This is a genomic window from Luteimonas sp. MJ250, assembly GCF_039548455.1.
Classification (GTDB): domain Bacteria; phylum Pseudomonadota; class Gammaproteobacteria; order Xanthomonadales; family Xanthomonadaceae; genus Luteimonas.
In genome coordinates this window covers 584,588-596,920 of record NZ_JBCLVB010000011.1, presented here as the reverse complement: position 1 = coordinate 596,920, position 12,333 = coordinate 584,588, and the positions used below count along the sequence as shown (strand labels likewise).

Annotated in this window: 11 protein-coding genes; 8 read left to right on the top strand and 3 right to left on the bottom strand. The window is 65.2% G+C overall.

Features of this window, described 5'->3' with window-relative positions; genetic code table 11:
• The first annotated feature begins 90 nt into the window (after positions 1-90).
• The 7 genes from WCE37_RS09440 (at position 91) to WCE37_RS09410 (ending at position 6,868) form a co-directional block, all read left to right on the top strand.
• Entirely contained in the window at positions 91-759 is a 669-nt protein-coding gene (locus WCE37_RS09440; RefSeq protein WP_343279115.1) for a hypothetical protein, read from the top strand.
• 413 nt (positions 760-1,172) lie between these two features.
• Complete coding sequence (locus tag WCE37_RS09435; protein ID WP_343279114.1) at positions 1,173-1,628, top strand: pilin; 456 nt, start codon at positions 1,173-1,175, stop codon at positions 1,626-1,628.
• A 152-nt stretch (positions 1,629-1,780) separates the two neighbouring features.
• The gene (gene pilB / locus WCE37_RS09430; protein ID WP_343279113.1) at positions 1,781-3,505 is read left to right on the top strand and encodes a type IV-A pilus assembly ATPase PilB; all 1,725 of its coding nucleotides are present in this window, start codon (positions 1,781-1,783) and stop codon (positions 3,503-3,505) included.
• A 251-nt stretch (positions 3,506-3,756) separates the two neighbouring features.
• A complete protein-coding gene (locus WCE37_RS09425; protein WP_343279187.1) occupies positions 3,757-4,911 on the top strand; it encodes a type II secretion system F family protein in 1,155 nt (384 codons plus the stop codon).
• Positions 4,912-4,914: 3 nt separating this feature from the next.
• On the top strand, positions 4,915-5,775 hold the full coding sequence (locus WCE37_RS09420) for an A24 family peptidase (protein ID WP_343279112.1): 861 nt from the start codon (positions 4,915-4,917) through the stop codon (positions 5,773-5,775).
• Positions 5,776-5,922: 147 nt separating this feature from the next.
• On the top strand, positions 5,923-6,558 hold the full coding sequence (coaE, locus tag WCE37_RS09415; RefSeq protein WP_343279111.1) for a dephospho-CoA kinase: 636 nt from the start codon (positions 5,923-5,925) through the stop codon (positions 6,556-6,558).
• A gap of 34 nt (positions 6,559-6,592) precedes the next feature.
• Positions 6,593-6,868, top strand: coding sequence for a hypothetical protein (locus tag WCE37_RS09410; RefSeq protein WP_343279110.1), 276 nt, complete (start codon positions 6,593-6,595; stop codon positions 6,866-6,868).
• A gap of 43 nt (positions 6,869-6,911) precedes the next feature.
• Here WCE37_RS09410 and WCE37_RS09405 read toward each other — a convergent pair whose 3' ends face one another.
• From WCE37_RS09405 to WCE37_RS09395, 3 genes are all read right to left on the bottom strand, one after another.
• Positions 6,912-7,865, bottom strand: a complete 954-nt coding sequence (locus WCE37_RS09405) for a Nudix family hydrolase (RefSeq protein ID WP_343279109.1) — start codon at positions 7,863-7,865, stop codon at positions 6,912-6,914.
• 194 nt (positions 7,866-8,059) lie between these two features.
• Positions 8,060-10,789, bottom strand: coding sequence for a preprotein translocase subunit SecA (gene secA, locus WCE37_RS09400; RefSeq protein ID WP_343254275.1), 2,730 nt, complete (start codon positions 10,787-10,789; stop codon positions 8,060-8,062).
• Between the two features lie 111 nt (positions 10,790-10,900).
• Complete coding sequence (locus WCE37_RS09395; RefSeq protein WP_343279108.1) at positions 10,901-11,776, bottom strand: M23 family metallopeptidase; 876 nt, start codon at positions 11,774-11,776, stop codon at positions 10,901-10,903.
• Positions 11,777-11,822: 46 nt separating this feature from the next.
• Between WCE37_RS09395 and WCE37_RS09390 the strand changes: the two genes are divergently transcribed.
• Positions 11,823-12,269 (top strand): DciA family protein, encoded by a 447-nt coding sequence (locus tag WCE37_RS09390; protein WP_343279107.1) that lies wholly within the window; start codon positions 11,823-11,825, stop codon positions 12,267-12,269.
• The last annotated feature ends 64 nt before the right edge of the window (positions 12,270-12,333 follow it).

Below are 12,333 nucleotides of genomic sequence, written 5' to 3'. Positions count from 1 at the left end.
CGGCCTGCACGGTGGCCAGGACGTCGCCATCATGCGCATCCCCTTGCATACACTGCCGCGAGAAGGCGGTGGCTCGGGACGGAGGGGCGCATGGAAAACAACTGGGTGTGGCTGGTCGCCGGTGCCGTGATCGGCTGGGTGGGCACCCAGTTCGGGACGCTGGTCAAGGATGTACTCCGGCGCTACCTGCTGAAGCGGGCGATCGTGAGCGAGCTGCGGCAACTGCATGAGGAATCCAGGCGTGTCTGGACAAGCCTTGCCAGGACCCTGCAGATCCACTCGCTGGGCGGAGTGGACCCCTCGCTGCCGCTGCCGCTGTCGAACCGGGCGTATGCGGGCCACTATGACGACGCGCTGCTGGTGTTCACCCGCGTGCAGCGGACCGCGATGGCACTGGTCCACAAGTATGTGGACGAGGTCAACCTCGGTATCGAAGACCTGCGGGCTTCCATCAAGCAGTTGAACGACAGCCATCACCGGCAGGAGTACGACGGGCCGGGATTCGAGCGCTTCGGGCTCAGGCTGCAGGCGGTGATGGGCAATGCCGCCGAGGTCTTGTGGCTGACGAACTACTACATGACCAGGCCGGAGTTCCCCGTACTCGAGGCCGACAGCCCCGAGCTGGAGGCGTACCAGAAGTACGTCGACTCCTACCGTGACGAGTGCAAGAGCATCATTGCCTCCGTGACCGGCCTGACGCGCGAGGACTTCGAGCATGCGTACCGGCCGGCTCGGCCGCCGGGGCCGGGCTCCGGGTGACACACTGTGATCGCACTGCACGGGCCCGCGCGCTTGTAGGAGCAGCCACGGCTGCGACCTCCCGCGCCACAAATGCCCCGACTGCAGCCAACTTAGCCACCCGACATCTGCGCACCCCGAAAACCCCCTCCAGACACGAGCCGCAACGCGCGTCACAAATCAGGCCCGAAAGCTGACAACCAACGTCACTTTCCGGGGCAGCAAGTGACGCATCGCGTCGCGTAGTTACCGGCAACGGCAGCCCGGACCGTGAATTCGGTTGCACATCCATTCATCCACAGCCCGAAGCCCACACTTGGCACGGGTTCTGCATACACTCCTACCGCACGTGCAACGTTGCACGGCAAAGCGGTTCCGGAACCCAAGCCGGCATCGCGGCACGTGAAGTTCAATCCACTCCTAGGGGATACACCATGAAGATGCAGAAGGGCTTTACCCTCATCGAACTGATGATCGTTGTTGCGATCATCGCTATCCTGGCGGCGATTGCGATCCCGCAGTACCAGAACTACGTGACAAAATCGCAGTTCTCGGAATCGCAGACCATTGCCAGCGGTATCAAGATTGCCGTCGCTGAACATTACACGCAGGCTGGCGCTTGCCCGATTCTGGGCACCACCGCCGGCTTTCCTGCTGATCCCGACGAGTACGAGGGAAAGTACGTGGCTTCCGCCGCGATCGGCGACGGCACCGCTGCCGACAACCCGACTTGTGATATCACCCTGACGTTCAAGGATGCGGATGTCTCTGCTGGGCTTCAGGGTGAGGAAGTCCTGATTCAGGGCTCCGAAACCGGCGACGGCAACTTCAACTGGACCTGCACCGCGGCCACGATTGACGACAAGTACCTGCCGAATACGTGCCAGTAATCCCTTTGCACTGATCAATAAGAGGCCGCCGCAAGGCGGCCTCTTTGTTCCTCCGACGCCAATGCTCGCAGACTCGTGGGCTAACAAGTGGCGAGCATTGAAATCGTTGCCCATAACGGTTCATATGGGCTGACTATCCGTCGAGATCAATCATGAGCGCTATGTCCACTTCAAGTTTAGTTGGCATTACCGGTATTGCTCGTCGCTTGGTCATGGATGGGGCTCTGGACGAGTCCATCGCGCGTGAAGCTTTGGGCAAGGCCACCGACGAGCGCAAGCCGGTCGCCGTGTACCTGCGCGAACACAAGTTGATTACCTCGGCCCAGATGGCTGCTGCGAACTCGATGGAGTTCGGTGTACCTGTATTCGACCCCCTGACAATGGATGGCACCTTGAGTGCCATCAAGCTCGTCAGTGAGGAGCTTCTGGCGAAGCACACAGTGCTGCCGCTATTCAAACGTGGTGGCCGCTTGTTTGTAGGCACGTCGGACCCTACAAACACCCATGCACTAGATGAGGTCAAGTTCCACACTAATCTGACGGTTGAGCCCATCCTGATGGACGAGGACAAGCTCCGCCGATGCGTGGAGCTGTGGCAGGACGCCGGGGATACGTTTGGCGACGCACTGGGTGACAGCGATGGTCTGGAAAACCTCGACATCTCCGGCGGCGAGGACGAGGGTACCGACTCTGGCGTCGACGCCAAGGGCGACGACACCCCGGTAGTGAAGTTCATCAACAAGATCCTGATCGACGCGATCAAGAAGGGCGCTTCGGATATTCACTTCGAGCCGTACGAAGACGATTACCGGGTTCGCCTGCGCATCGACGGCATCCTCAAGCAGGCCGCTAAAATGCCGGTCAAGCTGAACCAGCGCGTCACGGCCCGACTGAAGGTCATGGCCCAGCTGGACATCGCCGAGAAGCGGGTGCCGCAGGACGGCCGCATCAAACTCAATCTCAGCAAGAGCAAGCAGATCGACTTCCGTGTCAGCACCCTGCCAACGCTGTTCGGCGAAAAGGTGGTGCTGCGTATCCTGGACGGCAGCGCCGCCAAGCTTGGTATCGAAAAGCTGGGCTACGAGCCGGACCAACAAAAGCTGTTCCTGGAGGCAATTCACAAGCCCTACGGGATGGTACTGGTCACAGGACCTACCGGCTCGGGCAAGACCGTGAGCCTGTATACGGCGTTGGGCATTCTGAACGACGAGACCCGGAACATCTCGACGGCAGAGGACCCCGTGGAAATCCGCCTGCCGGGCGTCAATCAGGTCCAGCAGAACGTGAAGCGGGGCATGACCTTTGCTGCGGCCCTGCGCAGCTTCCTGCGCCAAGACCCGGACATCATCATGGTTGGCGAGATCCGCGACCTGGAGACCGCTGAAATCGCCATCAAGGCAGCCCAGACGGGCCACATGGTGCTCTCCACCCTGCACACCAACGATGCTCCCCAGACCATCGCCCGCCTGATGAACATGGGCATTGCGCCCTACAACATCACCAGCTCCGTGACCCTGGTCATCGCCCAGCGCCTGGCCCGCCGGCTCTGCCCCAAGTGCAAGAAACAGCATGACCTGCCCGACAACGCCCTGTTGGCCGAAGGCTTCACCACCGAGGAGATCAATCAGGGCTTCACCGTCTACGAGCCCGTTGGTTGCGACGAATGCACTGGCGGCTACAAGGGCCGCGTGGGCGTTTATCAGGTGATGCCCATGAGCGAAGCGATCCAGGAAATCATCTTGGAGGGCGGCAACGCGCTCCAGATCGCCGAGGTCGCGGAGAAGTCCGGGGTCCAAGATTTGAGGCAGTCGGCGCTGCGAAAGGTCAAAAACGGGTGGACGAGTCTGGCTGAAATGAACCGCATCACGGTGGACTGACCGGCGGGACCCTCGGAACTTGCCCGAACCCTGAGCCACGTCACAAACGTAAATTTCACTTTTCCGCGCAAGGGTTTAGGATGCAGTCCTGCGTCCCGGTCGGGGTTCCGGGTCTTTTGGGGAGTCTGAAGATGGCTGTTACCGGTTCTGCTGCGCGTACGTCCGCGAAGGGCAAGGCTGCCGCACCTGTTCGCGCGGGCGTCGACTTGGCGCCATTTGTCTGGCAAGGCACCGACAAGCGCGGCAAGAAGATGAAGGGCGAGCAGTCGGCTAAGAACGCCAACCTGCTGCGCGCCGAGCTTCGGCGCCAGGGCATCACTCCAACCGTGGTCAAGCTCAAGCCCAAGCCGCTGTTCGGGAGCGCGGGAAAGACCATCTCCGCCAAGGAGATCGCGGTGTTCAGCCGTCAACTGGCCACGATGATCAAATCCGGCGTGCCAATTGTTCAGTCGCTGGAGATCATCGGCAACGGCAACAAGAACCCGCGCATGACGAAGATGGTCGACAGTCTGCGCCTTGATCTTGAAGGCGGCTCGTCGATCTACGAGGCCATGAGCAAGCACCCCGTGCAGTTCGACGCGCTGTACCGCAATTTGGTAAAGGCCGGAGAAGGCGCGGGAGTGTTGGAGACCGTGCTCGAGACGATCGCCACCTACAAGGAAAACATTGAATCGCTAAAAGGCAAGATCAAAAAAGCTCTCTTCTATCCCACTACGGTAGTGGCAGTGGCAATAATGGTCAGCGCCATTCTGCTAGTGTTTGTCGTGCCACAATTTGAAGCGGTGTTCCAAGGTTTCGGTGCGGATCTACCTGCATTCACAATGCTCATTGTGGCTGCCTCCGACTTCATGGTGGCCTACTGGTGGCTGATCCTCCTGGTCGTCAGCGCTGCGATCTTTGCGGCTATATTCTTCTTCAAGCGCTCGCCGGCGTTCCAGCACTTGTGCGATCGCCTGATCCTCAAAGTGCCGGTGATTGGGCAGCTCATGCACAACTCCTCAATCGCTCGCTTCGCTCGCACGCTCGCTACAACTTTCAAGGCCGGCGTACCGCTGGTTGAGGCGCTGGATATCGTGGCCGGCGCCACAGGCAACACCGTCTACGAGAAAGCCACTCACGATATCAAGGACGATGTTGCCGTCGGCTACCCCCTCAACATGTCGATGAAACAGGTCAACCTGTTCCCGCATATGGTTGTGCAGATGACCGCAATCGGCGAAGAGGCCGGTGCGCTCGATACTATGCTGTTCAAGGTCGCCGAGTTCTATGAGGAAGAGGTGAACAACGCGGTGGACGCGCTGTCGAGTCTGCTGGAGCCGATGATCATGATCTTCATCGGCGTCGTCGTCGGTGGCATGGTGATCGGCATGTACCTGCCGATCTTCAAGCTCGCCGCTGTCGTCTGACGGATGGCCTTCCTCGACCAGAACCCGGAGATCGGCTACCCGCTGGTCGCAGGCCTCGGCCTGCTCGTCGGCAGCTTCCTCAACGTGGTCATTCTGCGCCTGCCCAGGCGCATGGAGTGGCAGTGGAAGCGCGACAGCCGCGAGATGCTTGGCGAGCCGGAGCTCTACGATCCGCCGCCGCCGGGCATCGTGGTGGAGCGCTCGCACTGCCCGCACTGCGGCCACCAGCTGAGCTGGTACGAGAACATCCCGGTGCTGAGCTGGCTGGCGCTGCGCGGCAAGTGCCGCAGCTGCAAGGCGCCGATCTCGGCGCAGTATCCGGCCATCGAGCTGCTGACCATGCTGCTGCTGCTGGCCTGCGTGTGGACCTTCGGCTTCGGTTGGCAGGGCTTTGGCGCCTGCCTGCTGACCTGCTTCCTGATCGCGCTGTCGGGCATCGATCTGCGCACCCAGCTGCTGCCGGACTCGCTCACCTTGCCGCTGATGTGGCTGGGGCTGATCGCGGCGGTGGAGAACCTCTATCACGGGCCCAAGGAGGCCCTGCTGGGCGCGATCGCGGGCTATGTGAGCCTGTGGAGCGTGTGGTGGGTGTTCAAGCAGCTGACCGGCAAGGACGGCATGGGCCACGGCGACTTCAAGCTGCTGGCCGCGCTGGGCGCCTGGTGCGGGCTGGCGGGCGTGCTGCCGATCATCCTGGTGTCGTCGCTGGTGGGCGCGGTGGTGGGCGGCGCCTGGCTTGCAATCAAGGGCCGCGACAAGGCCACGCCTATCCCCTTCGGCCCGTTCCTGGCCATCGCCGGCTGGATCGTCTTCATGTGGGGCGATCACATCATCGGCGCGTACAAAGCCTACGCCGGCTTCTGACACTTGTAGGAGCGGCTATAGCCGCGATCAGCCGGAGCCGTAATCCTGACGGCCCTGCGCGCACCCATGACTGTGGTCGCAGCTATAGCTGCTTCTACAACACAGGATGCCGGCGTGCGAATGGCCCCTATCTGCCAAACTCCTTGAATGGCCCACTACACCATCGCCCTCACCGGCGGCATCGCCTCCGGAAAGTCCGAAGTCGAACGCCGCTTCCGCGCGCTCGGGGTCGCCGTGGCGGATGCCGACGTCGCGGCGCGCGAGGTGGTGGAACCCGGCACGCCCGGGCTGGCCGAGATCGTGGCGGCGTTTGGCCCCGAGGTGCTGGCGGCCGACGGCGCCATGGACCGCGCGGCCATGCGCCGGCGGGTCTTCGCCGACAGCGGCGCGCGCCTGCAGCTGGAAGCCATCATCCATCCCCGGGTGCGCAGCGCGCTGCGCTCAGCCTGTGAAGCCGCGCCTGGCCCCTACGCGATAGCCGCCATCCCCCTGTTCGCTGAAGCCGGCCGCGACGCCTACGCGGAGTGGATCGAACGCGTGCTGGTGGTGGACGTGCCGGTGGAGCTCCAGTTGCAGCGCCTGCTGCGGCGCGACGGCATCGACGAGGCACTGGCCTGGAACATGATCCGCGCCCAGGCCACCCGCGAGCAGCGGCTGGCGGTGGCGGACGACGTCATCGCCAACGACGGGCCGCTTGAGGCGCTGGATGCCGCCGTGGCGGCGCTGCATGAGCGCTACCTCACCCTGGCAGGCCCCGCCCCACCGCTGTGGAAGCCGCTATAGCGGCGAGTCCCACCACTCGCCGCATCCCCCCGCCATGTCCGCAATGCGCCTCCTCGCCGCCCTCGCCAGCCTCGCCGTCCTCGCCGGCTACCCGCTGCTGATGACCCGCTACCCGGGATTCACCCTTCTGTCGCCGCGCGGCGGAGTCGTGATGCAGGGCATTTCGCTGCTGATCGCGAACGCCGGCATTTGGCTGGCTGAATACAAAGGTCTCAGTCCGGCCATGCGCTTTCAGTGTGCGGCCGCCGGCTGGATCTGGATCCTGGTGCAGGCAGGAGGAGGGATCTATATGTACGTGGCGGCCGGGTAACGCACCGGGAAGCCCAGCCGCCGAGACCAGGGCCGAGCGGCCGCTATCGCCGTGTGCCACCCCAGAGGCTGCGGATGGCGGCGATGCCCTGTGCGCCGTGGCGACGGGCGTCTTCGAGGTCGGTGGGGGCCAAGCCACCGAGGGCGTAGATCGGGAGGCTGACGTCCTCACGCAGGCGGGCGAAGGCATTCCAGCCGATGCCCGGATCCCCGGGATGCGTTGCGGTGGGCTTCAACGCCCCGACAATTGCGAAGTCGCAGCCCAAGCGGGTGGCATGGGAGAGGTCGGTGGCGTTGTGGCATGAGGCGGCCAGCAGCGCGCCGTCCGCGAGCGCAGGCCGCGCGTCCAGGCCGGCAAGCTGGGCGGCGCGAAGGTGGAGGCCGATGCCGAGTTCGCGGGCGAGATCAGCGTCACCGTTGACCAGGATGTCTGCGCCGGCCGCGCGGCAGCGCTCGGTGGCGGCGATGCTGAGTTCGCGCTGCAGGCCGGGACCGAGGCCGGGAAGGCGGATCTGGATGCGGGCGATGCCGCTGTCGAGGGCCGCATCGAGGGCGGAAAGCCACTGCGCCACAGCGGCCTGTGTGGGAACGGCGCTGATGGCGTAAAGCGCCGGCTGCAGGAGTGCTGCGACGACGGGGATGTCCGCCGGCGGCATGGCGTAGCTGGGCAGCTTGTGCGGCGGCACCCAGGCCAGGGCCTGGCCTTCGCGGCCGCGGGGGATGCCGGTCCAGCGGGTCACGTGGCGCACGTCCAGGCGCAGGCGCTTGCCGGGATAGGCCTGGGGGACGGTGATCAGGTGCGCGCCGACCTGGGCCTGGATGCCGAGCTCTTCGTGCAGCTCGCGCACCAGGGCGGCCTCGGGCGTTTCGCCCGGCTCGCGCTTGCCGCCGGGAAATTCCCAGAGGCCGGCGAGGTCGCGGTTGGCGGTGCGGCGTGCCAGCAGGATGCGGCCGCTGGCGTCGGTGATGACGGCGGCGAGGACTTCGACCGGGTTCAACTTCGGCCCCGGCCTTCGTGGGGCCCGCTTTTGAGGGAGCTGCCTCTGTGGCAACTGCTTTTGTGGGAGCCGCTATAGCGGCGATTCGCGGCCATGGCTGAAGATTCCATCGCGGCTATAGCCGCTCCCACACAAGCGGCTGCTCCTGCAGCGCGGTCGCGGCTGTAGCCGCTCCCACAGGGGGGATCCCGGGGTCAGGTGATCTGCCCATGGCAGTGCTTGTACTTCTTGCCGCTGCCGCAGGGGCAAGGGTCGTTGCGGCCGACCTTGGGCATGCGCTCGGCGGGGTCGCCGTCAAGCTGGTAGTCGGGCTGGGCGGCCTCTTCGTCGGCGCTGTAGCCGCCGCTGTCGGCATGCTGGAACTGCATCTGGCCGGCCTGGGCGGCGGCCTGGGCGCGCTCCTGGGCTTCCATCGCGGCAACCTCTTCCTCGGTGCGCACGCGCACGCGGGCCAGCATCATCACCACTTCGCGCTTGACCTTCTCCAAGAGCTCGGAGAACAGCTCGTAGGCTTCCTTCTTGTATTCCTGCTTGGGCTGCTTCTGGGCATAGCCGCGCAGGTGGATGCCCTGGCGCAGGTAGTCCATGCGCGCGAGGTGCTGCTTCCAGTTGTCGTCAAGCACGCTGAGCATGATGTGCTTTTCGAGCATGCGCATGGTCTCGGGGCCGGTGCTGGCCTCCTTCTCGGCATAGCTCTGCTCGACCAGCTCCTGCACGTGGCGCAGGATGCCTTCGGCGTCCAGCTCGGGCTGGGCGGCGGCCCACTCCACCAGCCCGCTCTGCAGGCTGAAGTCGGCCTCGAGCGTGGCCTGCAGGCCCGGGAGGTCCCACTGGTCGTCGACCGAATCCGGCGGCACGAAGCGGTCCACCGTCTCGGCCACGACGTCGCCGCGGATGCCGGCGATGTTGTCGGCGATGTCGTCGGACTCGAGCAGTTCGTTGCGCTGGCCGTAGATCACCTTGCGCTGGTCGTTGTTGACGTCGTCGAAGTCGAGCAGGTTCTTGCGGATGTCGAAGTTGTGCGATTCGACCTTGCGCTGCGCGTTGGCGATCTGCTTGGAGACCAGCGGCGACTCGATGATGTCGTCTTCCTTCAGCCCCATGCGCGCCATCACCTTCTGCACCCAGTCGGCGGCGAAGATGCGCATCAGGTTGTCTTCAAGCGACAGGTAGAAGCGGCTGGAACCCGGGTCGCCCTGGCGGCCGGAGCGGCCGCGGAGCTGGTTGTCGATGCGGCGCGATTCGTGGCGTTCGGTGCCGACGATATGCAGGCCGCCGGCGGCCTTGACCGCGTCGTGGCGCTGCTGCCATTCGGCCTTGACGCGTTCGCGGGTGGCGTCGTCGACTTCGCCCGCGGCCTCGAGTGCGGCCATCTCGACCTCGAGCGAACCGCCAAGCACGATGTCGGTGCCGCGGCCGGCCATGTTGGTGGCGATGGTGACCGCGCCGGGCGTGCCGGCGTTGGCCACGATCTGCGCCTCGCGCTCGTGCTGCTTGGCGTTGAGCACTTCGTGGTGGATGCCGGCTTCGCGCAGCTGCTCGCTGAGCAGCTCCGAGACCTCGATCGAGGTGGTGCCGACCAGCACCGGCTGCTTGCGCGCGTGCGCTTCCTTCAGTTCGTTGACCACGGCGCGGTACTTGCCGGCGCGGTTGAGGAACACCGCATCCGGGTGGTCGACGCGGACCATCTCGCGGTTGGTGGGAATCACCACCACTTCCAGGCTGTAGATCGACTGGAACTCGAAGGCTTCGGTGTCGGCGGTGCCGGTCATGCCCGCAAGCTTGTTGTACATGCGGAACAGGTTCTGGAAGGTGATGCTGGCCAGCGTCTGGTTCTCGCGCTGCACCGGCACGCCTTCCTTGGCCTCGACCGCCTGGTGCAGGCCGTCGGACCAGCGGCGCCCGGTCAGGGTGCGGCCGGTGAACTCGTCGACAATGATCACTTCGCCGTCGCGGACGATGTAATCGACGTCGCGCTGGTAGATCGCGTGCGCGCGCATGGCGGCGTTGAGGTGGTGCACGACGTGGATGTTCTGCGGGTCGTACAGGCCGTCGTCTTCCTCGAGGATGCCGGCGCGGCGCAGCAGGGTCTCGGCAAGTTCCTGGCCGGACTCCGACAGGTGCACCTGCTTGCCCTTCTCGTCCACCCAGTAGTCGCCCTCGGCCTCTTCGTTGGCCTGGCGGGTGAACTCGGGGACGATGCGGTTGACCTTGATGTAGAGGTCGGGGGTTTCGTCGGCGGGGCCGGAGATGATCAGCGGCGTGCGCGCCTCGTCGATCAGGATCGAGTCGACCTCGTCGATGATCGCGTAGTTCAGGCCGCGCTGGTAGCGCTGCTCCTTCGACAGCGCCATGTTGTCGCGCAGGTAGTCGAAGCCGAACTCGTTGTTGGTGCCGTAGGTGATGTCGGCGTTGTAGGCGGCGTTCTTGTCGCCGTGCGGCATGCCCGGATAGACCACGCCCACCGACAGGCCCAGCCAGTTGTAGAGCTTGCCCATCCACGCCGAGTCGCGCCGGGCCAGGTAGTCGTTGACGGTGACCACGTGCACGCCCTTGCCGTCGAGCGCGTTGAGGTAGGTGGGCAGCGTGCCGACCAGGGTCTTGCCCTCGCCGGTGCGCATCTCGGCGATCTTGCCGGTGTGCAGCACCATGCCGCCGACCAGCTGCACGTCGTAGTGGCGCATGCCGAGCACGCGCACCGAGGCCTCGCGGCAGACGGCGAAGGCTTCGGGCAGGAGCTTGTCGAGCGATTCGCCGTTGGCGATGCGCTGCCTGAATTCGGGGGTCTTGGCCTGGAGTTCGGCGTCGGAAAGCGCCTGCATCTGCGGTTCGAACGCGTTGACCTTGGCGACGATCTTCGTGTACTGACCGACGATGCGTTCGTTGCGGCTGCCGAAGACGCTGGTGAGCAGGCGATTGAGCATTGGATGACCGGTTGGTGGAAGGGGGGCAAAAACGGGAAAAGGGCGCAAGGCGCCCTTTCCAGCTGGCTGCGACATTGTAGCGTGGGGTCCGGGACCCCGCCTATCAAGCGGTCAGGCCTTCTTCTGCTCGCCCAGGAACTTGCGCGGGTTGGCGACGCGGCCGTTCTCCCACACTTCGAAGTGCACGTGGGCGCCGGTGCTGCGGCCGGTGCTGCCGGCGCGGGCGATCTGCTGGCCCACGCGCACCAGGTCGCCGACCTGCACCACGTTGGCCGAGTTGTGGGCGTAACGGGTGACGTAGCCGTTGCCGTGGTCGATCTCGACCACCTTGCCGTAGCCGGAGCGCACGCCTGAGTAGCTCACCACGCCGTCGGCCACGGCCATGACCGTGTCGCCGGTGCGGGCGTCGAAATCGATGCCCTTGTGGTACGCGGAGCCGCCGCCGAAGGGGTCGGCGCGGCGGCCGAAGCCGGAGGTGATGTAGCTGGCGGCCACCGGCGAGCGCGAAGGAACCGAGTTGCGGTCGATTTCGCGGTTGAACAGCAGCATTTCGAGCACCGAGAGCTGGTCGCCGGCGATGCCGAACTCGCCGTCGACGCCGGCGATGCCTTCGCGCAGCTCGCCGGCCGGCATGTCGCGGACCGGACCGTGGCCACCGACGCCCACCGGGCTGTTGAAGTCGAATTCGCCGTCGCCAAGCTGGGCGACGCGGGTCAGCCGGTCGCCGAGGGCGTTGAGGCGGTTGGCCTGGGCCTGCAGCTCGCCCAGGCGGGCGGCCAGTGCGTTGACCTCGCGCTGCGCGGCGCGGCGGGTGTCATCGAGCTGCGCGTCCTGGCTGGCGATCTCGGCGCGCAGGGCGTTGACTTCGCCCGACTGCACGGCGGCGCCGATCGCGGCGCCCAGCACCAGGGTCGCGCCCAGCAGGGCCATCGGCTGCTTGCCGCCGGCCTGCGCCAGGCGGCGCCCGCCCCGGCGGACGTAATGCATGAGCCAGTCGTGTGAGTGTTGAAGCGTACGGTGTAGAGTCATCTGGATGTCTTCTGGCAATGCCAATTCGGTCTCCCCAAAAGGTCCGCGCGCCGTCTTCGACGCGCTGGCGGCCGATGTCTCCGGCCGTTCCCCGATCCAGCGCGCCATGTGGCTCGATGCACTGGACCGCACCCTGCGTCCCCACCTCCCACCTTCACTGTCCGCGCACGCGCGACTTGCAAATGTGGATGGCGCAAGGTTGGTGTACCTGGTGGATTCGCCGCTGTGGAACGCCAGCCTGAGGCTTGCCGCTCCAGCGCTCCTGGATGCCGCCCGTTCGCACGGGCTGAAGGTCCGGGAGCTCAGGGTCAAGACGACCACCCAACCGCTCTTCCCGCCTGCGCGGGTCGAAGCGACTGCACGTCCGTTGTCGGCGTCCGCACCGGAAGGGCTGCGGGCCGCCTTGGCGTCCCTGCGCGAAGCCATTGGCAACGGCAAGGACGCGTCCTGAAATCAGACCGCGCTTCTGGCGCGGACGGGGCATCCTAACGGCCATTGCCCGCCGAAACGTTAAC